The sequence below is a fragment of the Turicibacter faecis genome (genome assembly GCF_037076425.1).
GTDB classification, from domain to species: Bacteria; Bacillota_I; Bacilli_A; order MOL361; family Turicibacteraceae; genus Turicibacter; species Turicibacter faecis.
In genome coordinates this window covers 852652-877123 of the sequence record NZ_AP028127.1, presented here as the reverse complement: position 1 = coordinate 877123, position 24472 = coordinate 852652, and the positions used below count along the sequence as shown (strand labels likewise).

Sequence of the window (24472 nt, the reverse complement as noted above, 5' to 3'; positions counted from 1 at the left end):
TCTTTTTTGTTGTTTTAAATTGACTATCTTGCTTATATCTGAGTTCCTTCGAATACTAATTGAAAATTTTTCCTGGGGCGAAGGGATCCTTGCTCGTATAAAAAGCCTAAAAAAACAAGGCATCGATCAACTTAATCAAAAGTTAACTGTCCTGTGGGACCACCATCCACTTCTTCATACCGTGTATCTTGTGATTAGATTGCTCTACCTCCTCCTCACCATCGTTGTTTATATTAGTATCCTCATGGACCTTATGACCCTTCTATTCCATTAATAAAAACTTGTAGACAAAACCTTTTAATCAAGCATTTCTCTACAAGCCTTTCCTTATCAAAAAGCCTATCGTCGATGATTCACACGATAGGCTTTTATTTATTTTAACCGGATTTCTTTATAAGTCTGACTCATCTGATTTAAATCCAGGATATGCACTTACACCATGTTCAGATAAATCAAGACCTTTCATTTCTTCCTCTTCAGTGACGCGAAGTCCGATGGTACGTTTTAAGATGACAAAGGCGATATAGGAAGCAACAAAGCCCCAAATCGCAATAACCACTGCCCCAAGCACTTGAACACCTAAGAAGTGGAAACCGCCACCGTATAACAAACCACCTGTCGTTGCAAATACACCTGTTAAAATGGTTCCAAGAACTCCACAGAATCCATGAACAGGAATTGCACCCACCGCATCATCAACTTTAAATTTAGATTCTAATAAATAATTACCTGCCATCATCACAAGAGCTGAAAGAACCCCAATCGCAATAGCACCGAAAGGTGAAACAAGGTCGCATCCTGCGGTAATTCCGACTAATCCCGCTAATGCTCCGTTCATGGCTGCATCTACACTAGGTTTACCTTTTAACCAGGAAACAATAAGTGCGGTGACGGTCGCGGCTGATGGTGCTAAGTTTGTTGTTACCATAACATGAGCAATTGCCTCTGGATCACTTGCAGTTAATGTTGATCCTGCATTAAAACCAAACCAACCAATCCATAACACGAACCCCCCCATTGCAGCAAGCGTTAATCCATGACCGTGAATCGTATTTGCTGAACCATCCGCATTAAATTTTCCTCGGCGTGCACCAAGAAGTAAGACACCTGCTAAAGCAGCAAATCCACCTAGGGAATGAACAACAGCAGAACCTGCAAAATCATGGAATCCTAATTGAGAAAGCCATCCGCCACCCCAAACCCAGTGACCACTAATTGGATAAATAAGGGCTGTCATAATCGCACTAAAAATTAAATAGGTTGAAAATTTCATTCGTTCTGCAACTGCCCCTGAAACAATCGTCACCGATGTCGAGCAAAAAACGGTTTGAAAGAAAACATAGGCAAGAAATGGAATAATTAATCCGAGAAAACTATAATCACCGGAAATACACCAATCAGGCGTCCCAACCCATCCGAAGTTCGAACCATTAAACATTAACGAAAAACCAAGTACAAAGAAAACGAGTGCACCAATCGAATAATCGCAGAAATTTTTCATCATAATATTCGCCGCGTTTTTAGAACGCGTAAACCCACTCTCGACAAGCGCGAATCCCGCTTGCATCGAAAACACTAACACTGAAGCAATGACTACCCATAGGGTATCAATAATTACATTAAGATCAATTGTCATAATCTGTCCCTCCTAAAATCCCACACAGTCAGTGGAAATTTCCTTAGTCTAAATTTGGACGATGCGCAATTGTCTTTGGGCCCAAAAGAAAATTTAAAAGGCGTTCCTCATTTATTGAAGAACGCCTTTGTTCACATCTAGTTTTTATTAACTAAGACCTCTTTGTCTATACTTCATTATATTCCCACCTCTAAAAAAGGGAACCCCTAAAATGAAATTTTTTGTTTATCATACATTTTCCACTCCGGGAGTAACAATTCGACCACTTGATAAAATCGAGCACTATGATTAGCCTCAACCAAATGACTCAACTCGTGCACGACAACATATTCAATAAACGCATCAGGCTGATGAATTAAATTCTTATTAAAGGTAATCGTCCCGCGTTGCGGACGACACACTCCCCATGTCGCAGTCATCTGGCGGTACTTAATCTCCACAGGAGCACAACCTTTCCCATGAAAATATGGCCAATACGCATTCACTAACTGTTCAATTTTTTGCTGCAACTCGCAAAACATCCAGTTTTTAATCCATAAAACAACGCGTTCATCGTCATACGTTGAGGGACCAAAAAAATGCAACGTCTCTTCCCCTCGTTCAACTGATATTTTTTTTGCCGGGTGCCGTTTGATCGTCACACGCTGTCCAAAATAAAAAATTTCATCCGCCTGCAACTGTTTTTCAAGAGATAATAACGCTTGGTTTCGTTTCGCCTGAACCCATGACCACTTCGAAACAATAAACGATTCAATCATCTTTCGTTCAACACGTGGTGCAGCCGAAACCTCTACCTCCCCTGTACGACGGACCCGTAAATACATATTTTTTATTCTCTTACGTACAACCTTAACTTCTAGTCCCAAAACAACTAAACGTTCTTCTAACACATCATCACCACCTCGGTTAATCATTAAAACTCTCTTTTTATTCTCATCTTGTCGAACGCCTTCAAAACTTTCGCCGTCTATCACATGATTGATTTTACAACCCCTCGATTTCACGGACCCTGAAATAAACGTCCTCCTAACCTTAGAACACGAAGCCATGGACGTCAGAGCCCTTCTCCTGTAAGAAGCAATAGCTAACCTTTTCATCTTATAGATGACAGCCTACGCTCAATCCCCATCCATCGATTTAATCTTCCCGTTTACACCGTATTATCGAACCTCTCCCATTAAAAAAGACGTTATCAACAAACCAATTACCAACTAACCTCACACTTTGCATTCCTTCTCTTTTCAATGATCAGGTCGCTCATTAAACCTCCATTATTATAACATATTCAGAATCTTAAATACTCCCCCCCTTATCAATACGCCAACAATCGCTACTTTCCTTTTTCCGTATAAAAAAAAAGCCCCGTTGGGAGCTTTTTTTATCGTTTCGTTTCGACGGGTTGAATCCAAACCCCTGGATAATTAGCACGAGCAAGTGCTTGCTGTACTTTTTTCGCCTCGTTTAAATCAGAATATGATCCACAAACAACGCGATAATACGTTTCCGTTTTTAATGGTTCTGGACGGTCAACCACTTCATGTCGAGCTTCGCGTTCATAATTCATATTAAACGCTTTACTTAACGCCACGACAATCGCTTCAACATAAGCATCCTCTTGATTTAAAAAGGTATAAAGGTCTCCCTCATTATCTAAATAAAACATCTCGATAATATCACAAGAAACACCTCCACGCCAAGCCTCACGAATAATTCCATAATAATCCGTATAACTATACGTTTGGGTAAATCTTAACGTTTGCGGATTAATATGACGATCGTAAAACTCTCCGGTGTAAGCGCGTGAATAAATTTCTCGAAACGCATTAAGATGACTCAACTCTTCTTGTAAATAATACTCAAAACGTGCGCTATCCTCTGCCAGCGGCACATAAATTTCGGCTCCACGTAATTTTCCCTCTCCACCTGAGCTATTGACGTGAATACTAATAGCTAAATTAGGTTGTAACTCTGCAATTTGACGACCACGTGCTGAAGCATTTCCAACATACGTATCATCCGTTCTTAATTGCGTCACAGTAAATCCAATTTCTCTCAATCGTTTGGTTACTTTTGTCGCTACACGCAACGTAATATCCTTTTCACGATGTCCATTGTAATGAGCACCATTATCCCATCCACCATGACCAGCATCTACAACAATATAAGGCATACTATCACTCCTTTATTCAACACTTCCTGCCCTCTTATTATATATGCCGGCAAGCATCGAATCGTATGGGCGCTCTCAACGATTTTAAAACTGCCCTCTGCCTTGGGAAAAAGAGTGAGATTCGCCTTCACTTAAGAGAAAACACCTTCTACACAACGCTCTTTTCTTAGACTAAAAACACCCTCATCTCAGACAGCCCGTCATGCACTAACACCACAATTATTCTCCATTCGATTCCCTATTAAAAGGAGTCCACGACGTCTTCTATTCACCTCGACAAGACGTCACATAAAAAGGAGCATCCGATATAACCTATCCGATCCTCCTCAAAAACAAAGCTATTGATGTTGATGCAACACATGGACTAATCCTTGCTCATATAACATTTTAATATGTTCGTCATCCAGTGAAAGGAGCATCCGATATAACCTATCCGATCCTCCTCAAAAACAAAGCTATTGATGTTGATGCAACACATGGACTAATCCTTGCTCATATAACATTTTAATATGTTCGTCATCCAGTGAATAGTAAACCACTTTGCCAACCTTACGATAATTAACAAGATGGGCTTGACGCAACACACGTAATTGATGCGATATAGCTGACTGTGTCATCTCAAGCAACGATGCTAAATCGCACACACACATTTCCGACTGAACAAGAGCAGCCAAAATGCGAATCCGTGTTAAGTCTCCCATCGCTTTATATAAATCTGCCAGTTTTAATAACTCCTCGTCTCTTGGCATTTTTTCCTTCACCGATAAAACGACTTCATCATGAATAGCTTCTATGCTACATGTTTCCATTGCGTCACCTCATTTTTGCGTCCTGTAAAGATTATAAGGCGAATGATCAGAAAACGCAAGAAACGAATGCCAACTAACGATCCACCACCCATGATTTAAGTAGCGCCAAGTGCTCACGCAACTCCCATTTTAGCCGTTTATTAGCAGGGGTCGCTACGCCGATGATGATATGAGAAATACCTAATCGGCGGGCAAGTAATGAAGTACGCACACTATGAAACTCATTCGTTACAATTGCTACCTGATGTTTTCCAAATAGTGATTGAGAAAAAAATAAATTTTCAAACGTATTCGTCGAGCGGTCTTCAACAAGAATACGATTTTCTTCAATTCCATAATCTTCGATCAGTACCCGCTTCATCACCTGTGCCTCTGCAGGAAGCTGTGCGGTTCCCTTTCCTCCCGTCACAATGACATGAAGGTGTGGATTTTCTCTTAATAACGTTGCCCCTAATTCAAGACGGGCACGTAATGTAGGCGAGACATGCTGGTCCTTTAAACAAGATCCTAAAATTAAAAGGCAATTGATCTCTGGGGTCACGCGATGTTTTAGTGATTGATTCATTTTAAGATGCATCCCAATCATATAAAGGGTCACTGTTGTAAAAACGATAATCATTAAAATCCCCTCCTCTACCTTCCTACTATCAACCTATGCCTAAACGGTTGAAATCGTGTTGCTAATCTATCCAAAAAAGAGGGCAAATCCCCACACTTTTTGCATAGATTATAGTAGGAAACTTATCCCTAACGATAAGGAAGTGAATAAAATGAATGCGCAACCATTAACAATAACTCGATATATGATTCAAGCGGGTGACACGATTAAAAGCATTGCCACCCAATTTGACACAACCCCGGTTGAACTCATGAAATTAAACGGAAATAAGCCCCTTATCATTCAACCTAAACAATTCATCAACGTTCCCCTGCTAGAGAATAACAGGATCCATGTCATTGCTGAAGGGGAATCCCTCCAAGATCTTTTAATTCGTTACAAACTAACCCCAGATGAACTCGTTCATCTCAATCAAGACCTCTTTTTGCAAGCCGGTCAAATGGTAACGATTCAACATTAAAAAATCACACCATCAAACGGTGTGATTTTTTATATTCAATAAAAGCAATGACGTTCTCATCTACTTCTTTAAACTTGGCGCAAAGGCTTGAATCATTGCCTCTGCACACTTAATCCCGTCAATTCCAGCTGATACAATACCTCCTGCAAAGCCTGCACCTTCTCCTGATGGATAGACCCCTTTAACCGTCAGCGACTGTAATGTTTCGCTATCGCGATCCATTCTCACTGGCGAAGAAGAGCGAGATTCAACGCCAGTCATCACCGCATCATCCATCCCAAAGCCGTGTAATTTTCGATCAAAAGCCTTCAGACCATCTTTCATGGCATCTGTCATATACGATGGGAACAACTTATGTAAGTTTGTTAACTTAACACCTAATGCATATGAGGGAGTCACCGTTCCTAAACGTTTTGAGGCCTGTCCTTTGAGGAAGTCCCCAACTAGTTGAGCCGGTGCCTTATAATCGCTTCCTCCCATCCCAAAGGCTTTTTCCTCTAATCGACGTTGAAATTCAATCCCAGCCAGTGGATGATCTGATCCAAAATCCTCCGGAAACACTTGAACAAGTAAGGCACTATTCGCATTTTCTTGATTACGTGCATGCTCACTCATTCCATTTGTGACTAAACGCCCTTTTTCAGAACTTGAAGGGACAACAAGCCCACCTGGACACATGCAGAATGTATACACGCCACGTCCATTTTCAGCCTTATGCGTCAATCGATACTCTGCCGCCCCTAATTTTTCATGTCCCGCAAACTCTTTATATTGGGCCACATCAATTAAAGTTTGAGGATGCTCAATCCTTACACCGACAGCAAACGGTTTAGCCGTAAAAGAGACCCCACTCTCATATAACTCATAAAACGTATCGCGTGCACTATGTCCAATCGCCACAATCACATTTTCTGTTAACAGTGTGTCACCACCTTTGACTTTCACCCCGCAAATGTGCCCATCTTCCATTAAAAACCCTGTCACTTGTTGATTGAAGCGAACCTCTCCTCCAAGTGAAATAATCTTTTGGCGAATATTTTTCACAATTCCGCGTAACAAATCTGTTCCAACGTGAGGATGCGCCATATATAAAATATCTTCCGGAGCTCCGGCCTCAACCAATGCTTCAAGCACTTTTCGACCGCGTAAATCTTTCACGCGTGTCGTTAACTTTCCATCAGAAAACGTTCCAGCTCCGCCTTCCCCAAACTGCACATTTGAATTTGGATTTAAGATTCCCTCTTTCCAGAACTTTTCAATCGAACGTACGCGTTCATCAACCGCTTCACCACGCTCTAACACAATGGGGCGATACCCCATTTCAGCTAAAATTAAGGCCGCAAACATACCGGCTGGACCAAAGCCAACAACAACAGGACGATGGTTCATTGCCTCTTGACCTTTCACAGGATACTTATACTCAATATCTGGCGTTTTAGACACATTAGGTAACTTCTTCGCCAAGATTTTTTCTTCATCTTTCACCGCCACATCGACCGTATAGACGAAATCTAACTTTCCACGGCGACGGGCATCAATCGATTGTTTATAAATACGATAATCTAAAAGCTCATGCTCCTTTAACCGTAATTGCTTTAAAACTAACTCTTTTACCTTATCAATTGAATCATCTATTGAAATTTTAATTTGTGCGACTCGAATCATAACATCACTCACTTTCGTCCTCTTATTATAGCACAAAACGATCCATTATATCATTTTCCTACACCATAAAAAAAGCAACCGGCCTCTCAAATCGACCGGTCACTTTCGCTTTAACCCTAAAATTTATCTCATAAACGCTCATTCGCGCCATAAATCCATGAACGCTCTGTTCGTTCATGAACACCTATGCCTTTGCAGCAAAATAGTCCCTTTTCACATACTCATAAAATACCGCCATTGACATCGCATAAAGCGGTAAGATATAGATAATCGCTATTCCAAAGGTTAAGGCTCCTAAAATCGCCCATCCGAAGAAACTCGATTGTAAAATGACTAACTCCCATTTATGACCATTCATCATTTCACGACTACGGGTAATCGCCCCATCAGCCCCAATCGCCGGATCCTCACTGATAATAAACATCGCTTGAGAATAAGAATACGACTTGATCATCCCTGGAATTACTAATAGCAACGACCAAAAAAAGGTATATAACCATTTAATAAAATAGACGCTAACTGCTCCACCTACATTATCAATAGAAATAAAATCTCTTAATCCAAACTCTTGATGGTTTCTTATAAGACGCATCACCTCAATCGTCCCATACGAAACAACGCCCATTCCAAACACCGAGCATAACACCGATAAAAAGGGAATAAACACCCCGAGTAACGCGGATAAAACAATCACACCCACAACCGAAATCACCAAACAAAGAGCAAATTTTAACCAGGCTCCCTCATAAAAGTACGTTCGTGCCTGACGTTTTATTTCCTTCCGCCACTCGATCTTTTGAAATAAGGCAATCACAATAATAATCAGCGGAAGTGCTCCTCCACTAAAAAACAATCCAAGATTCACTTGATATCACTTCACTTTCACTAGTCCTATTATTATTCTACCGAGACTCCTTTATACTTTCAATCCTTTTAAACGATTTAAATCCATTAAATTCGCCCTTTACTAAAAAAAGGCTTCCCCCTTCCATAAACAAACACTGCCTTTCACCTCATCCGCTATTGATTCTAAACAGACGCCTCGGTAACTGAGTGGCTTTTTTTATACTTTTCCCCTTTAATGGCCTCTCCTCGTTCAATCCATCGACTTCCCCAACGGATGCCTGATTGGTTGTTCGACCTTTAACAAAGGGGCGCTTTCGCCCGCTCCATCCTGTTTAACCGAACCAACCTTTCATTGTAAACTCTAATTTATTTTTTCATTTCTTCAATCATATGCATAAACTTCTCTTTATTCACTTCATAACGATCACTATTTTTTCCAAAAATTTTTTCAGCACAATCTATTAAAATATAACACCATTCCTCTTCAGTTATATCCTCAGCTCCTTCAGGTACAGTCCAACCCATAATTTCTCCATTTCCTGAACTAAATGATATACGGAAATCTGGATTCTCAAATACAACATTTAAACATTCTACACTGTCATCTTTACTTTCAATGAATTGAGCAGATTTCGGATGTGCTTGTGCAATAAGACTGCTAAAAGATAGAAAAGCTATAAATAAGGAAATAACATATTTTTTCATCCTATTTTTTCTCCTTTTTTATTCTTTAGTATGCTCAAGAAAAGAATAAACATGATTAAGATATTTTCTCTTTTAACTGTTTAAAAATATAATTTAATACTACTATAAGACATGTCAGATATAAAACATATCAGAAAGATATACTCAGTATTTTAAATACATAAGGGCTCTCTTAAGCTGATTTTCTCATTAGAAATTACGGAATAACTCGCCTGTAATTTAAATGTAAGTTTTTTGAATCTTTAGAAGTTCTTTTTCATCTTTAAAAAGTTTAATCCACTTGAACCATTTTAAATAACTATTTAGATGCTTAGTTGAGACACCTCTAAACTTTTGTAAGAAAGCTTTAAAATTACTATAAAAAACATTGATATGTTGGATGTAATAAATACCTTTCATGTATTTTCCAGACGGAATTACCTTATGCTCTAAGTCTAATTGGGAAGCTAACCTCCCATATCCAGGGGCGCTATCCGTACACAAAACAGAGTGGGGAGAACTATGGCCTTCAAAGAAACGTTCACACTTACGGGATGGTCTTGGCATGTTAAATCGTGTTCTTTTGGAGTGATTTCCTTTATAGCTCTTTAATCATGCATTCGATATAATCAATCCACGCTTTTGGTTCTTTCTTTGAATAGGAAGTTGGCGTTTGAGTTCGTTGGCTAAATGATTGGCCACAGTTACGGCAAAGATAGCGTTAAATTCCTTTGGCTTTACCTTCCTTACGATAGGGTCATCATGACAAAAAGGGCATTTATATTACCCTGCTGAATATCTGGTTTCTTGAATTTCAGCTTGAGGTTTAGATAAATTTGATTTAAAGATTCCTTTTTTAACTTCAACTAAGATTTCTGGTAAATCAATTGGCGCTACTCGATTTAAAAATGATAAAATTATTGACTTTGGCATGAACCAACTAAACAAACGTTTGTTCTATCACTATTATAATGGATAGTTGAGGATTAAGTTATGCAAATTCTATGTGAAATATCAAAATTATCCTAAAACAGAGCTTTTTAAAAAAGGAAATCGCCCCCTTTTTTCGTATAGTAAGGCAGGAGGTGATTTTAATGCCCCTTCAGCGGGTTAGCTCATTATTCACAAAAAGAAAACCAATCTATCCCCCACTCACGCCCACTCAGCAGGAGTCGGGCCCCTCGATTCATACACGACTTAAACGTCTCATAAAAGAAGCAATCACCCTTAAAGCGAGCGATATTCATTTTACCTTAAAAGACAACGATATCCTCGTTCAATTTCGGGTCGGTTCATTAATGATTTCAAGCGATCGTATGAGCCCATCCACCTACGAACAACTCCTCGCTTATATCAAATTTCATGCTTCATTAACCCTTACCCATCCTAAACAACCTCAGTCAGGATTACTCAAGCTAAAAGATGCAACAGCGCTTTACTATACGCGCGTCTCCATTTTACCGACGCCTCATTATCAAAGTCTTGTGCTGCGACTCATCAATCATCACCATAAAAAAAAATTAGATGAAATTTCGCACTTTCCTCAAACGACTGATATTTTAAAAGATATGGCAAGAATGCCGGCCGGTTTAATTCTCATCAGCGGTCCGACGGGAAGTGGAAAAACAACAACGACTTACGCCTTGATCGATTACTTAAAAGACGAGCTTGGAAAAAGCATTGTGACCATTGAGGATCCCGTTGAGTACCAACAACCCGATATCGTTCAAATGCAAGTCAATGAAAGTCTTGGGATGACCTACGATGTTGGAATCAAAGAAATTTTGCGCCACGATCCCGATGTCATCGTCATCGGTGAAATTCGTGATGTCAAGACTGCCCGGCAGGCGCTACGTGCAGCCTTTACCGGCCACTTAGTCATCTCAACCGTCCATGCTAAAAATGTACGGGGAACCTTAAATCGACTCATCGACCTCGGAATATCCACCCAAGACCTTGAACAAGCACTCGTTGGCATCGCGAATCAACAATTAATTGAAAATAAGACCGACCGAAAGGCCATGTTTGAACTTTGTTTTGGTGAACAACTCGATCACCTATTTTCTCAACTTTCGCCCGCTTCGCTTCCCTATCACACATTAGACGAGGAGTTAGTATAATGCCCACAATCCATCACTTATCCCCCCGTTGGCCCCTTTGCGAACAACAAAAATTTTTAACTCGCTTTAGCCAACTGATTGAGCAAGGATTTTCGTTAGCACAAGCACTAGAGATTATGGGAACACTCTTTAAACAAGAGGCCATCGCTCCCTTCGCAGCGCATTGTGCCAATGGACAACCCTTTGCCTCCACCTTAGAAACTTGCCACTTTGAAAAACGAATTGTCTATATTGTCCGATGTGGCGAAGAGGCGGGGTCCCTCTTGCAAGGATTACAAAAGGCGGCGGAATATAGCGAACATTTAATTCAAAACAAGGCGGAGCTTTCTAAAAAATTACGTTACCCTCTCTTCCTATTTACCTTAATGATCGGAATACTTGGCATCGTCTATCTTTTTTTCTTCCCACAACTTGAAGATTTTTACCAAAGCTTCCATATTGAAGGCGATCCTACCTTACTAAATGGCGTCCTCCTTCTTCTTGGGGGGCTCCTTCTCCTTATCTTTCTCCTCATCGGTAGCTTCTTTCTCATTTTAACAAGTCCCCACCGATGTATTCCGCACCTCCTATTTCATTTTCCGCTGCTCAAATCGCTTTCTCAGCACGTTTTTTCCTACTACTTTAGCAGCCAATGGCTCATCTTCCTAAACTGCGGACTCCCGCTAAAAGAAAGTCTTTTCATGATGCGATCCTTTGAAAACATCCCCTTCGTCCGCCACATCATTGACGAACTTCAACAACGGCTAGAAAACGGTATTTCCCTTGGCGATTTGTTCGAAAAGAGCCCGTACTTTACCGCGTACTTCAAACTTATAATGAAACACGCCTTGCAGCTTGCAAAGGTGCACCAAGAATTAAAGACCTATAGCACCGAAGAATTCAAACAACTCACCCAACACATGAACACCTTATTTAAAACGATTCAATTTATTTTTTTAGCCCTCATCGGGCTCATTATTGTACTCATTTACTTAAGTCTATTACAACCCGTCTTTCAAATGGCGGAACTTATCTAAACAATCGGAGGATTATCTTATGAAAAAAAGAATTCAAATGAATCAAAAAGGATTTACACTTATTGAAATGTTAATTGTCATGGTCATCGTCGGGGTACTCGTCCTCCTCGTCTTTCCAAAAGCAAGTGCCGTGTTAGAGAAAACCAATCAGACCGGATGTGAGGCTTTTGACCAATCCGTTGAGGCACAAAAAACGTCAGCCGATCTCCTAGGCGAGCCCTTATCCGAATCTGAACTCAATCAAATCGCCAAAGACCGCGAAAAAGTGTGTAAGGAGGGCGAATGATTCTTAATCAAAAAGGATTTACACTCATCGAGGCGCTCCTAGCCCTCTTAATTACCGGAACATTATCTCTGATTTCCTTCCCACCCCTTGTAAAACTTTATGACGGCATCAAACTTAATCAGGCCATTGCGTTACTCCAATCAGATTTAAACTACATTCGCCAAGCGAATATGATGCCCTTTCAAGGAGGGACGTACACGTTACGCATCTATCATAAAGAAAACAAGTATGCGCTTCGACAAAACGGAACCAACCAGCAACTCCGGACACTCCCTCAAGGAATTTCTTTTCCATCCGTTAGTACAACACTAACCGATTTATCATTTAATAACCTCGGCCACATTGGAGGTGGTCAAACACTTCTTATTAAAAGTAAGTATCAAGAAAAAAAGATTGTCTTTTCAATCGGAACAGGAGGAATTGATATCCGTGATTCGAACGAACCAAAAGGGCTATATTCTGACTGAATGCCTCATCGGGCTGATGATCCTATGTACCGTTGCCATGAGTCTTTCCCACGTCTTACCTAAACTTCTCAAAAAGCAACAGCACCTTGACGTCCAACAAACGCTCTATTATCACCTCTATGTATTAAAAGATCGCTGGCTCTTTGAACCCAACACCCTCTCATTCCCCCTTCATCTTACCTCCCCCATCCCTTATACCGTCACCCAAAAAGACGCTCAACTTTGTGCGACTTATGACTGGAGGGAATCCGGTGAACAAAAAATTTGTCTATAGCTTATCTAATCATGGATTTTTACTCGTTGAACATCTCATCGGTCTCGTCATTACAGCCCTTCTGACACTTCTCATCCTTCGACTCTTCCCCCTCATTAAAACGTACCAAACCGATTTAGACCGGGTGAGTCATGAGGAAATAACAACCTTGCGCGCACGATTGCAAAAAGAAGCTCAACACGCGCTTCGGTTCGATATCTCAGGAGAAAAGCTTACCCTCTATCTTGAATCGGGTAAACAATCTACCTACTTTATTTCTAATCATCGCCTCATGCGCCAAGTCGATGGAAAGGGCGGCGAAGTCGCCCTCTATCATTGTGACCAATTAGACATCACCCAACATCATGATCAGTCCGTCACCCTCACCCTTCGCACTAAAAATAATAGCTATTCCATTTACCTAACCTCTCATCGGTTCCCACTTCAACCACTTAACGAGGATCAGGTTGACGAAACGGAGGTGCCAGTTTGATGAACCAAAAGGGGATGATTCTTCCCTTAACACTCGCGATGAGCTTAATGATCGCCCTTCTCCTGCTTCACCTCTCCTATCGAATTGAAGATCAGGCGCGTCTTTATCACCTCGAACGCGATCATTTAACACTCTCCCTACTCAAAAAAGAATGCGTCAAACAAATAACAGACCAACTAGGAACAAAAATCGTTGAAGGACATGAAAAAATACCACCTCAGGTCATTTCCTTACATAATGGGACCCCGGTTACCATAAGCTATAAAAATGGGTATGAGACACTTGCAGTCACCTATCAATTTCACTATAATGAATACTTAGAATCTGGGAGCATTACCTATGACAAAAAGACCCATGATTACACTATGAACTAGGAGGGATTTCATATGAAACCAATTGCCCTCATTGGCATGATGGGAAGTGGGAAAACCACCATTGGAAAACAACTCGCAAAGGAACTCCACCTCCCGTGGCACGATAGCGACCTTTTTATCGAACAAACAACCCATGAACAAATCAAAGACATCTTTGCTACCAAAGGGGAAGCCTACTTTCGCACACTAGAAACGAGAGCGCTCCAAACCCTTTTAACCTTTCCAGGCATTCTCTCAACCGGAGGCGGAATCATCATCCAAAAAGAAAATCGAGAACACCTCAAAAATAACGCCTACGTTATTTTCTTAGAGGCAAGCATCCAAACATTAGTCACTCGGATCGATGACCAAAATCGTCCCCTCCTCCAAAATGAACCAATGGAACAAAAACTTCGTACCTTGTACGACAAAAGGGAATCCCTCTACAGAGAATGCGCCCATGATACCATTAAGACCGATCATAAAACCGTAGAAGAAATCATCACCCTCATTAAACAAAAACTTCCTCAATAAACAAAAGCCCTTACCTGTTTTCAATTCACAGTTAAGGGCTTTAATTCGTCTATTGTAAAAATACACTTAAAACTCAGATTCATTTAGTTCTTTAAAATAGCGCATGATCAAAATAATAGATAACATAAAGGTTAAAAAATCCGCAATGGGTCCGACGTATAGCACTCCATCTATCCCTAACCACATCGGGAACAACAAAATTAAAGGGATATGAAAGAGTCCTTGACGGGCCAGTGAAAGAATCATACTCTGTTTCATTTTTTTCGTACTGGTAAAGAAGTTGACAATGAGCGGTTGAACCCCAACGACACAAATGAGCATCAAATAAATGCGCATGTATTTAGTCGCAAACTGAAAATACAGCTCCCCTCCTCCACCAAAAATCCCAACAATTTGGCGTGGAAAGAGTTGAAACAGTAAAAATGCCGTAAAACTAAACATCAATCCCATCATCATCGCTTTTTTAAACGTTTCTTTCACCCGACGGTAGTTTTTAGCCCCCTTATTAAATCCCCAAATTGGCTGACATCCTTGGGCTAGTCCAATTGAACACGCCGATAAAATTGTATAAAGTTTGGCGACCACTCCGGAAACTGCCAACGGAATAGCACTTCCATATAGACTTTGGGCACCATAAAAAACGAGCGTATGATTCATCAACACGTTGACCACCATCATTAAAAAATGCGTTAAACAATTAGGAAATCCTAATTTGGCAATCTCCCACACATACGTCGGTTGAAGCCGAAGATCTTGCCACTTAATCTTAAACGCCCGGAAGCGATTAAAATACCATAAACAAAGCGTTCCTGAAACCCCTTGACTTAAAACGGTGGCGAGTGCAGCACCAAAGATTCCCCATTTAAAAACGAGCATAAAAAGAGCATCAAGAACGACATTTAATAGCGCCCCCGTCATCGAACACCCCATCGCATAGCGTGGACTCCCATCCGCCCGAATCAGAAAACTACCCGCGGTAAAAAAGATAAAGAACGGGATACCAAATAGCGTGACACTTAAATAAAGATTAGCATAGTTAAACACTTCATCCGTTACTCCGCATAAATTTAAAATGGTTAACTTAAACAAAAATAAAGCCCCCATCATAACGACTCCCGCGCAACACATGAACCCAAGTCCATTTCCAATAAATCGTTTAGCATCCGACTCCTGTCCGGCTCCTTGACAAATATTAAAATGAGCCGCTGTCCCAACACCAACCAACTGAGAAATAGCAGTTGCCAAAGTGACGACAGGAAACGCAACATTCGTTGCCGCATTTCCAAGAACACCCACCTGATGACCAATAAACATCTGATCTGTAATATTATAAATCGCACTCGCCAAAAGGCTAATCATTGAGGGAATGGCAAATTTACAAATCAATTTAAAAAGAGGGGCCTCCCCTAATGGATTTGATTGTCCCGTTTGATCCATTTCTTCTCTCCTCCCTTTATAAAAAATCTATCTCTTATGGGGCGAAAAAGCTTTCACCTCTCATGTTACCTCTCTCACGATTTAATCATCAAACACATCGGATCAATGATAATGACCGTAAGTTTAGGATAAAACATGGCGCCACTTGTATACCCTATGTCTAAAAAACAATAAATATGTTTAAACATTGTTCATCACCAATGAACCTATAAAAAAAGGAGGCAAATTCGCCTCCTCCTAGTTGTTTAAAAATGGATTGTTTCTTTTTTCGTCTGCAACCGTTGTACAGTCACCATGGCCAGGATAAACAAGTGTATCATCTGGCAAGGTTAATAATTTCTGTCTGATTCCAGTCACTAACTGTTGATGGTTTCCATAAATAAAATCTGTTCGTCCAATCGATTGTTTAAATAGTGTATCTCCTGTGAATACCATGCGATCTTTCACAAAATAGTAACATAGGCTTCCCGACGTGTGACCAGGTACATGAAAAATTTTAACTTGGGTATCCAAACAAGTAAGCGTTGCCCCATCCGCTAACCAATGATAATCCAGGTCTTCACTTAACACAAACGGTTGATACATCATCGTTGAAAGATTAACCTCTGGTTGATCAAAATACTCTTTTTCTAATTTATGCGCATAAATTGGAAGACGGTACTTCGCTGCTAACTCGTTGACAGCACCAATATGATCAAAATGACCGTGAGTTAACAAAATTGCCTCAGGGATGAGTTTCTTCGTCCCTAAATATTGAATAATTTTATTGGCATTGGCAGCGGGATCCACAATAACTGCCCTTCCTTGACTTGAAACAACGTAGCACGTCGTTTGAACAGGTCCTAATACTAATGGATAAACGTTCAACAAAATCACCTCATCAATCGCTTAAAGCACCCACAAGGGGTGCTTTTCTAATTATTATTATAACGTTTTAGCTAAATAAGCTGAACCAACAATTCCCGCTTCATTTCCTAATTCAGCCAAAACAAATTGTGTTTGACGAACCGCACTGAAAGCATAATTTTGGTAATGTTTAACGATGGTATCGATTAAAATGTCTCCGGCTTTTGAAACCCCTCCACCGATAATAATCTTTTGTGGATCAGTTGTTGCTGCTAAGTTAGCTGCCGCTAAACCAATATATCGACCTAATTGATCAACCATTTTTAATCCAACAGCATCTCCAGCTTTCGCTGCATCAAAGACATCTTTAGCTTCGATTTTATCTAATTGACGTAACGTTGATTCTTCTGCTGTATGAAGTAAGAATTTTTCTGTTTCGCGAACGATTCCTGTTGCAGAAGCAACCGTTTCTAAACATCCTTTTTTCCCACAGTTACATTGATTCCCATCTTCAAGAACAACCGCTAAGTGACCGATTTCTCCCCCGGCACCATGAACACCTGCAACAACTTTACCATCAACGATGACTCCACCACCAACACCTGTTCCTAACGTAAACATGATCGCATCTTGTGCCCCTGCAGCAGCCCCTAACCATAATTCACCTAATGCAGCGACGTTTGCATCATTTCCAACTGCCACTGGAACTTTAATCATTTCTTCTAATTCCGTTTTCACATGGCGTTCTGTCCATCCTAAGTTCACGGCAACTTTGACAACACCATTATTATCAACAGGTCCTGGAACCCCAATTCCAACACCTTCAACCTCGCTTAATTGAATTCCTTTTTCTTCGCATTTTGCTTCAATCGTACGTGCAATATCAGAAACGATATGGTCCCCGTTATCTTCTTTATTCGTAACGATTTCCCAAGAATCTAAAATTTCACCTTTTGATGAAAATAATCCGCATTTAATTGTTGTCCCACCAACGTCAATTCCGAATACATATTTATTCATTTTCAAACTCCTCCTTATCATGCCACATAAAGTCAGATATCTTCCTATATCATGTACTTGATCCTTTAATAATTTCTTCGTATTCATTTTATCATAAAGTCTTCTTAATAAAAAGATGTAACCCCTTTAAAAATAACCAAACCCGTTACATATTCAAAATTCATAAAAAAAGCACCGTGTCAGAGTCCGGTGCTTTTTTTTAAAATTATTTAACTGTATTTAAAGTTTCTTTTAATACGTTAACTGATTTTGTTAATTTTTCTGTTTCTTCTTCAGTAATGTTTAATTCGAATACTTCACGGATTCCGTTACGGTTAACGATTGCAGGTACCCCTACGAATACGTCATTTTGTCCGTATTGTCCATTTAAGTAAGCTGAAACTGATAAACAGCTGTTTTCATCACCTAAGATAGCACGTACGATACGAGCTAATGCCATACCGATTCCGTAGTAAGTTGCACGTTTACGTTCAATGATGTGGTAAGCAGCGTCACGTACATTTACGTAAATTTGCTCTAAATCTTCTTGGTTGAATTTAGGGTTGTTAGCCACAACATCCATAATTGGTTGAACACCTACAGTTGTATGAGACCATAATGGGAACTCAGTATCTCCGTGTTCACCGATAATGTATCCGTGTACGTTACGTGGGTCAACATTTAAATATTTACCGATTTCGAAACGTAAACGAGCTGTATCTAAAGTTGTTCCTGATCCGATTACACGGTGACGTGGTAATCCAGATTCTTGCCATGCAACGTAAGTTAATACGTCAACTGGATTACTTGCTACTAATAAAATTCCATTGAATCCTGATTTCATGATTTCACGAACGATTCCGCGCATGATTTTTGCATTTTTTTCAACTAAAGCTAAACGAGTTTCCCCTGGTTGTTGGTTAGCTCCTGCTGTAATAACAACGATATCTGCTGTACGGCAATCTTCATATGTCCCCGCCCAGATATCCATTTTTTGTGGTCCAAATGGTAAACCATGGCTTAAATCCATTGCTTCCCCTTCAGCTTTATCTTTGTTTACATCGATTAAAACGAATTCTTCTAATCCGCCTTGGTTTAACATTGAGTATGCGAAACTCATTCCTACGAATCCTGTTCCGACTAAAGCAACGCGTCTTACACCTGTTTTCATATCTTTCACCTCTACAACATGTTTTTATGACATACACTTTCGTATGCCATATTTTCGCGAACTCCGACAGCTTCACTATTTTTATGAAATGCAAATGTGTCTTAAATTCATTTTTAATTATATACCATGATTTATTTTTTCACAAACATTATTCACTAAAAAGTGTAAAAAATCGCTTTCTTTCTTTATTTTTCTTTAGTCAATAGATAAAATAACCCATTCGTTCTACTAGATTAGTCTCCTCACTGCCTAAAAAAGCTAAAACCTTCAACTCTTAAAGTTCTCATCCATACATTTTGTTTGAACATAAAAAAAACCCTACCGAAGGCAGGGCTTGTAAAAAGGATGACTCCTTATTTTTTCTCGCGATGAGCAGTTGATTTACGGCAACGTGGGCAGTATTTATTCATCTCAAGACGTTCTGGGTTATTACGTTTATTTTTTTTAGAAATGTAATTTTCTTCACCGCAAACTGTACATTTTAATGTAAGATTTACTCGCACTAAAATCCCTCCAATCTAATAACAACTTCTACATTATAGCACGCACGACATCAAAAAACAAAGTTTTTTTTATCAATTTGTACTATAAAGTGTTTCTTTGTTGTTTAATCTCCTGTGTAAAAATTATAACAAAAGCTTAATCGTACCTCAAGACCTATTTATAAGTAATTTATCCCTTATTTAAAAATAGTTTCCAAGTCATTCGTTTTCGCCTATATTTTTTACACGTTAAATCAATTTATTATGGGGCCTTTCTCCCCTTTTATTCAGCCATTTCTGTTTTTCTTTATTCACCTTGTGCTACATTCTCCGGTGCTTGTCCTATAGTCTCTCCATTATCCACTTCATTTTGAGCCGCCATTCGTTCTTTCTTTAAATCAAAATAGGCTTGCATCGCTCGTTCACCAATTTGAAGCGAAATCGGGTGGGATTGACTCGGTAACTCACATTGCGGAACAATAACAGAAAGAGCCACCTCTGGTTTATCCGCAGGGGCGTAGGCAATTAATGTTCGACTATGCACGTCAATAAATTCGCCGTTGGCATCCTTGATGTATCGTCCATCCGCATCACGCGCATATTCCTGTGCCGTCCCTGTTTTACCTGCAGGATTATAGTTTGCCTTATAGAACGTTGAATATCCCGTTCCTCCACTTTGTTGTAAGGCCATTACAAACCCTTGATGAACACGATCAAAATATTGTTGATCTAATTCAACCACATTTAACAAATTAGGAGCAAACCCTTTAACTAATTGTTTTCCACTTATATCGTCATTCGATGGCAAATAGACTTCTTTCACGAGTGTCGGAGCAAAACGTCTCCCACTCGTCGCAACCGTTGAAACGTACTGAACAAGTTGCATCGGCGTGTATAAATCCGCCTGTCCAATCGCGAAGTCTAAAAGTTTCCCTGACGTTCGCTGCGCTTCAACTAATCCCGTCGACTCATTCGGTAAATCAATTCCAGTACTTACACCGAGTCCAAACTCATTAAAGGTTGAACGATATTTATCAAAAACATCTAAATTCAGATTTAGCGCCATGTACGGTGAATAATATGAGCCACCGAAACGAATCGTTTGGTCAAAGAAGTACACGTTACTCGACTTTTGTAACGCTGTTAAGTCATTAACCGCCCCTAATGTTTGCCACGATCCTTTGACAAGACCACCTTTAAAGTACATCTTTGTATCATTAACCACTTGTCCTGGCGTCGTCACTCCATACTTAAATCCACTAAGCAAGGTCGCACCTTTAACAACCGATCCGACCGTAAACGAACTTTGAAAAGTTCCAAGCGAGTTATCATAAATCACATAATCTTTTGCTTCGTCGTCCCAATCAATAATATTTCCTGTCATCGCTAACACTTCCCCCGTATTAGGGTTTGTCATCACGATGTACGCCTCACGTAAATACTTCGTCGTCGATGAATTTTTCTTCGCATTTAACAACTCATCACGGACAATATCATTAACGGCTGCCTGCAACTCGGCATCGATGGTTAACACTAATTCATACCCTCGTTGCCCCTCATAGATTTCATCATACGTTGACGTATCGTCATCATTCGTTAATAAATATTGCGACTTATGCCCACCAAGTAACGCCTCATAATAAAGTTCTAACTGGGATAATCCTACCCGATCGTTTGATTGATAGTCATGCGCCTTATAATAATCTACTAACACCGCTGGCAATCCTTGCTCATAACTTGAAACACGTCCATAAATCGGGTGCCACTGCGCAACACTTGGATACGTTCGATCCCAGTCGACCTCTGTATTCACCCCTGGCATCGACTCCAAATGTTCGCTAACGATCGCTACTTCTTCTTCAGTTGCACCTTTTTTAATAATATTAGATGTCTGATTTGTCCCCTTTTTCATATTAATATAAATCGCATGGGCCTCTTTATCCTGATCGGTAAGTTTTGATAACATGTCATCCGTTATACGACTGAGTTGTAATTGATAGAGCTTTTTATCCCCATACTTTTTCAACTCTTCTTTCGTATATAACTCCTTCGCCTCATCCTCAAATTTCTCTAAGTATAAGTCTTTTAAATCACGTGACGTCAACTTGCTAAAATCCACTTCAATTAAATCCGCCAATTTATCAGCAATTTGATGCATCTCTTTTTCACTGACATCCGCATACCGTTGATACGTAATCGTACTCACCGCCTCGTTATCAACTAACACAGACATATTTCGATCGTAGATGACCCCACGCGGAACATTCCGTTGCAAGGCAACAGTCGATGTCTTATTCACATAAGCCTGATAATCGTCCGAATACTTCACCTGAATAGCATATAAACGGAACGCAATCACAATAAACATTAACAAACAAACTACTTTTAATACTTGTATTCTAAAAACTAATGACTTGATTAGTTTAAATAACTTATCCACGTCCATCCCGCACCTTTCACTCTAACTTCTCACCTATTATATCACACTTAAAAACGGGTCTTTTGAATTTTTTGTGTAAAAAAATAGGTCATCTTGTCGTATGGGTTCCCACGACCCCCACACCTCTTCTTCCATCCAACAGGGGCGCGATAGGTGGGAAGATTTCATTCATCATCTTAACCCTGTTATCCTTGTTCATGAGATCCATTCTCCAATCAAATAAATCTCCCTCCTCACCTATGGATACATACCTTTAGTCTGTCCACTTTTGTTAAAATTAAAAAAACTGGTTCATTACTCGAACCAGTTTTTTTACTATTTACGAAGCCCTTCCTCAAAACGGCGCTCCACTTCATCCCAGTTAATAATTTCAAAAATAGCCTCTGTATAATCCGCCCGACGATTTTGATATTTCAAATAATACGCGTGCTCCCAAACATCAAGATTTAATAATGGTGTAAAGCCTGCACTTAATGGAGAATTTTGATTAAGTGTCTTCACCACCCGTAACTTTTTATTCTGATCAAGAACTAGCCATCCATAACCCGATCCGAATTGAGACGTTGCTGCCTGTGCGAGTAATCGTTTTAATTGATCAAAACTTCCAAACGCGAGTTTAATTTCTTTCGCTAATTTTCCAAACGGCTCCCCTCCGCCATTCGGTGATAAACTATAAAAATACAGGTTGTGATTGGCATACCCGCCCCCTTGATTAATCACCTCTTGACGAATATCAGCTGGAATTTCATCGGGATGACTCAGTACATCTTCTATCGTTTTCCCCTCAAAAAAAGAAGGATATCGTTTGACGAGTGCATTTAATTTATCTAAGTAAGCTTTATGATGCTTAGTGTAATGAATCTCTACTGTTTTTGCATCCAAAATAGGTTCTAATGCATTATAAGTATAAGGTAATGGTAAAAAAGGATATTCCGTCATCTCTTCGCCTCCTGATTTTTTTGTATAACAGTTGAAACACTCTGGAATTATTATATAATTAAAGACAGATAGGAAATGTCATTTTCGCATTTTATATCAAAAGAAGCTAAATTGTGGGGTGATTTACGGTGTCTCAGTTCACACATCGTCAACATACAAAACGTGTAAAAGTCGGAAACTTATTTATTGGTGGTAAAGATGAGGTCATTATTCAAAGTATGACCACAACGAAAACGCACGACGTCTTAGCCACAGTCGAACAAATTAATCGTTTAGCGTCAGCGGGATGTCAACTCGTCCGCGTCGCATGCTTAGATGAGGCAGATGCACACGCTTTAAAAGAGATTAAAGCACAAATTTCTATTCCGTTAGTCGTTGATATTCACTTCGACTATCGTTTAGCCTTACTTGCGATTGAAGCAGGTGTCGATAAAATCCGAATTAATCCTGGAAATATCGGAAACGAAGAAAAGGTTCGCCAAGTCGTTGAAGCGGCTAAGAAAAAACAGGTGGCCATTCGTATTGGAGTCAATGCCGGTTCACTCGAACGTGAAATTTTAAAAAAATATGGGCAAGCAACGCCAGAAGGAATGGTCGAAAGCGCCCAATTGCATGTTAAAATTTTAGAAGACTTAGGGTTTGAAGATATCATTATCTCGCTAAAAGCGTCGGATACAGATTTAGCGATTAAAGCGTATGAACTTGCAGCCCAAACGTTTGACTATCCTTTACATTTAGGAATTACAGAGGCAGGAACGGCATTTTCTGGAACAATTAAAAGTTCAATCGGACTCGGGATTTTACTTCACCAAGGAATTGGAAATACCATGCGCGTTTCATTAAGTGCCGATCCGGTTGAGGAAATTAAAGTCGCACGTGAAATTCTCAAAAATTTTGGATTAATCAAAAATGCTCCAACCCTTATTTCTTGTCCAACGTGCGGACGTATTCAATATAATTTAATTCCACTCGCTCAACGCGTTGAAGATTACTTAACCACAATTCCTCACGATATTCATGTTGCTGTAATGGGGTGTGCGGTTAACGGCCCAGGTGAAGCTAAAAATGCCGATATTGGGATTGCCGGTGGTCGCGGAGAAGGAATCCTCATCAAACACGGAGAAATTATTCGAAAAGTCCCAGAAGATCAAATGTTTGATACATTAGTCGAAGAAATTCAACTTTTAGTCAAAGAACGTGAGCAACAACAAAAAGCCTAACTTAAAAACCTCGAATATGCTTCGAGGTTTTTTTCATATCACGTAAAGACACAAAAAAGAATCTCACTTGTAAACGATGCCAGAAAAAAGATAAGCATTTTTCGAACCATTCTTCCATAAACTGCATAGTATAAAGAAGTGCCACTCATTTGTTACAAAGGGGGACTTGCTATGTATGAGTTACTAAAAACAACCTTGATGCATTTAAGTGTTGAGGAGTTATTCACTTTAAACTGTAAGAACGATTTGAAAATTGATCCCAATGACTTAATAAACTTTCATCATCTCCTGACCCATCATTGGAGTGAGATTATCGATGAGCCTTCGTTATCTTTAAATCATGACCAATTACGTACCTATTTAAAAACGTCTAATATATCTAAATACAATGAATTAATTACTGGAATTAAACGAAATATCATTTTTAATAAGACAGATTGTAATATTAAGTGCGACAAATAAAAAAAGCTCATAAATAGAATTCTTTGTTATAGAATGAAGTTACCACACCAAATTCTTAACAAGGA

General features: G+C 39.7%; 25 protein-coding genes and 1 pseudogene. 10 read left to right on the top strand and 16 right to left on the bottom strand.

What is annotated here, in order from left to right; genetic code table 11:
* Positions 1 to 391: 391 nt before the first annotated feature.
* From AACH31_RS04235 to AACH31_RS04215, 5 genes are all read right to left on the bottom strand, one after another.
* Positions 392 to 1636, bottom strand: coding sequence for an ammonium transporter (locus AACH31_RS04235; RefSeq protein WP_262950904.1), 1245 nt, complete (start codon positions 1634 to 1636; stop codon positions 392 to 394).
* Positions 1637 to 1842: 206 nt separating this feature from the next.
* Positions 1843 to 2526 (bottom strand): M48 family metallopeptidase, encoded by a 684-nt coding sequence (locus AACH31_RS04230; RefSeq protein ID WP_262950906.1) that lies wholly within the window; start codon positions 2524 to 2526, stop codon positions 1843 to 1845.
* 488 nt (positions 2527 to 3014) lie between these two features.
* Positions 3015 to 3806, bottom strand: a complete 792-nt coding sequence (locus AACH31_RS04225) for an N-acetylmuramoyl-L-alanine amidase (protein WP_161831996.1) — start codon at positions 3804 to 3806, stop codon at positions 3015 to 3017.
* 455 nt (positions 3807 to 4261) lie between these two features.
* Entirely contained in the window at positions 4262 to 4615 is a 354-nt protein-coding gene (locus AACH31_RS04220; RefSeq protein WP_161831995.1) for an ArsR/SmtB family transcription factor, read from the bottom strand.
* A gap of 73 nt (positions 4616 to 4688) precedes the next feature.
* Positions 4689 to 5234, bottom strand: a complete 546-nt coding sequence (locus tag AACH31_RS04215; RefSeq protein ID WP_161831994.1) for a YdcF family protein — start codon at positions 5232 to 5234, stop codon at positions 4689 to 4691.
* Positions 5235 to 5385: 151 nt separating this feature from the next.
* Here AACH31_RS04215 and AACH31_RS04210 point away from each other — a divergent pair, with 151 nt between their 5' ends.
* A complete protein-coding gene (locus tag AACH31_RS04210; protein ID WP_262953910.1) occupies positions 5386 to 5694 on the top strand; it encodes a LysM peptidoglycan-binding domain-containing protein in 309 nt (102 codons plus the stop codon).
* A 60-nt stretch (positions 5695 to 5754) separates the two neighbouring features.
* Here the strand turns inward: AACH31_RS04210 and AACH31_RS04205 are convergent, their stop codons facing one another.
* The 4 genes and pseudogenes from AACH31_RS04205 to AACH31_RS04190 all read right to left on the bottom strand — a co-directional run bounded on the left by AACH31_RS04205 (position 5755) and on the right by AACH31_RS04190 (position 9822).
* Positions 5755 to 7359 carry an NAD(P)/FAD-dependent oxidoreductase gene (locus AACH31_RS04205; protein WP_262950925.1) on the bottom strand — a complete coding sequence of 535 codons (1605 nt, stop codon included), beginning with the start codon at positions 7357 to 7359 and terminating at the stop codon, positions 5755 to 5757.
* 184 nt (positions 7360 to 7543) lie between these two features.
* Complete coding sequence (locus AACH31_RS04200) at positions 7544 to 8224, bottom strand: DUF975 family protein (protein WP_161831992.1); 681 nt, start codon at positions 8222 to 8224, stop codon at positions 7544 to 7546.
* A 347-nt stretch (positions 8225 to 8571) separates the two neighbouring features.
* Positions 8572 to 8910: a hypothetical protein gene (locus tag AACH31_RS04195; RefSeq protein WP_161831991.1), complete on the bottom strand. Its 339-nt coding sequence runs from the start codon at positions 8908 to 8910 to the stop codon at positions 8572 to 8574.
* A 152-nt stretch (positions 8911 to 9062) separates the two neighbouring features.
* Positions 9063 to 9822 (bottom strand): annotated as a pseudogene (locus AACH31_RS04190) (IS1595 family transposase).
* Positions 9823 to 9983: 161 nt separating this feature from the next.
* Between AACH31_RS04190 and comGA the strand changes: the two are divergent.
* The 7 genes from comGA to AACH31_RS04155 all read left to right on the top strand — a co-directional run bounded on the left by comGA (position 9984) and on the right by AACH31_RS04155 (position 14411).
* Positions 9984 to 11009: a competence type IV pilus ATPase ComGA gene (comGA, locus tag AACH31_RS04185; RefSeq protein ID WP_161831990.1), complete on the top strand. Its 1026-nt coding sequence runs from the start codon at positions 9984 to 9986 to the stop codon at positions 11007 to 11009.
* The gene (locus AACH31_RS04180) at positions 11009 to 12025 is read left to right on the top strand and encodes a type II secretion system F family protein (protein ID WP_161831989.1); all 1017 of its coding nucleotides are present in this window, start codon (positions 11009 to 11011) and stop codon (positions 12023 to 12025) included. The genes comGA and AACH31_RS04180 overlap by 1 nt, the downstream gene beginning before the upstream one ends.
* 19 nt (positions 12026 to 12044) lie before the next feature.
* Complete coding sequence (locus AACH31_RS04175) at positions 12045 to 12311, top strand: prepilin-type N-terminal cleavage/methylation domain-containing protein (protein ID WP_161831988.1); 267 nt, start codon at positions 12045 to 12047, stop codon at positions 12309 to 12311.
* Positions 12308 to 12778 carry a prepilin-type N-terminal cleavage/methylation domain-containing protein gene (locus AACH31_RS04170; protein ID WP_262950913.1) on the top strand — a complete coding sequence of 157 codons (471 nt, stop codon included), beginning with the start codon at positions 12308 to 12310 and terminating at the stop codon, positions 12776 to 12778. The genes AACH31_RS04175 and AACH31_RS04170 overlap by 4 nt, the downstream gene beginning before the upstream one ends.
* 251 nt (positions 12779 to 13029) lie before the next feature.
* Complete coding sequence (locus AACH31_RS04165; RefSeq protein ID WP_338617946.1) at positions 13030 to 13524, top strand: competence type IV pilus minor pilin ComGF; 495 nt, start codon at positions 13030 to 13032, stop codon at positions 13522 to 13524.
* A complete protein-coding gene (locus AACH31_RS04160) occupies positions 13521 to 13898 on the top strand; it encodes a hypothetical protein (RefSeq protein WP_161831985.1) in 378 nt (125 codons plus the stop codon). The genes AACH31_RS04165 and AACH31_RS04160 overlap by 4 nt, the downstream gene beginning before the upstream one ends.
* 12 nt (positions 13899 to 13910) lie before the next feature.
* Positions 13911 to 14411 (top strand): shikimate kinase, encoded by a 501-nt coding sequence (locus AACH31_RS04155; protein WP_262953915.1) that lies wholly within the window; start codon positions 13911 to 13913, stop codon positions 14409 to 14411.
* Between the two features lie 66 nt (positions 14412 to 14477).
* Here the strand turns inward: AACH31_RS04155 and AACH31_RS04150 are convergent, their stop codons facing one another.
* From AACH31_RS04150 to AACH31_RS04120, 7 genes are all read right to left on the bottom strand, one after another.
* The gene (locus AACH31_RS04150; RefSeq protein WP_161831983.1) at positions 14478 to 15848 is read right to left on the bottom strand and encodes an MATE family efflux transporter; all 1371 of its coding nucleotides are present in this window, start codon (positions 15846 to 15848) and stop codon (positions 14478 to 14480) included.
* A gap of 237 nt (positions 15849 to 16085) precedes the next feature.
* Positions 16086 to 16715 (bottom strand): MBL fold metallo-hydrolase, encoded by a 630-nt coding sequence (locus AACH31_RS04145; RefSeq protein WP_338617943.1) that lies wholly within the window; start codon positions 16713 to 16715, stop codon positions 16086 to 16088.
* A gap of 57 nt (positions 16716 to 16772) precedes the next feature.
* On the bottom strand, positions 16773 to 17714 hold the full coding sequence (locus tag AACH31_RS04140; protein ID WP_161831981.1) for an ROK family glucokinase: 942 nt from the start codon (positions 17712 to 17714) through the stop codon (positions 16773 to 16775).
* A 205-nt stretch (positions 17715 to 17919) separates the two neighbouring features.
* Positions 17920 to 18864 carry an L-lactate dehydrogenase gene (locus tag AACH31_RS04135; protein ID WP_161831980.1) on the bottom strand — a complete coding sequence of 315 codons (945 nt, stop codon included), beginning with the start codon at positions 18862 to 18864 and terminating at the stop codon, positions 17920 to 17922.
* A gap of 353 nt (positions 18865 to 19217) precedes the next feature.
* Positions 19218 to 19367 (bottom strand): 50S ribosomal protein L33, encoded by a 150-nt coding sequence (rpmG, locus tag AACH31_RS04130; RefSeq protein ID WP_055242559.1) that lies wholly within the window; start codon positions 19365 to 19367, stop codon positions 19218 to 19220.
* Positions 19368 to 19653: 286 nt separating this feature from the next.
* The gene (locus AACH31_RS04125) at positions 19654 to 21792 is read right to left on the bottom strand and encodes a penicillin-binding transpeptidase domain-containing protein (RefSeq protein ID WP_161831979.1); all 2139 of its coding nucleotides are present in this window, start codon (positions 21790 to 21792) and stop codon (positions 19654 to 19656) included.
* Positions 21793 to 22101: 309 nt separating this feature from the next.
* On the bottom strand, positions 22102 to 22725 hold the full coding sequence (locus AACH31_RS04120; RefSeq protein WP_161831978.1) for a superoxide dismutase: 624 nt from the start codon (positions 22723 to 22725) through the stop codon (positions 22102 to 22104).
* Positions 22726 to 22853: 128 nt separating this feature from the next.
* On the opposite strand from AACH31_RS04120, the gene ispG reads away from it, so the two are divergent.
* Both ispG and AACH31_RS04110 read left to right on the top strand, forming a co-directional pair.
* On the top strand, positions 22854 to 23945 hold the full coding sequence (gene ispG, locus AACH31_RS04115) for a flavodoxin-dependent (E)-4-hydroxy-3-methylbut-2-enyl-diphosphate synthase (RefSeq protein WP_161831977.1): 1092 nt from the start codon (positions 22854 to 22856) through the stop codon (positions 23943 to 23945).
* 171 nt (positions 23946 to 24116) lie between these two features.
* Entirely contained in the window at positions 24117 to 24407 is a 291-nt protein-coding gene (locus tag AACH31_RS04110) for a hypothetical protein (RefSeq protein ID WP_161831976.1), read from the top strand.
* The last annotated feature ends 65 nt before the right edge of the window (positions 24408 to 24472 follow it).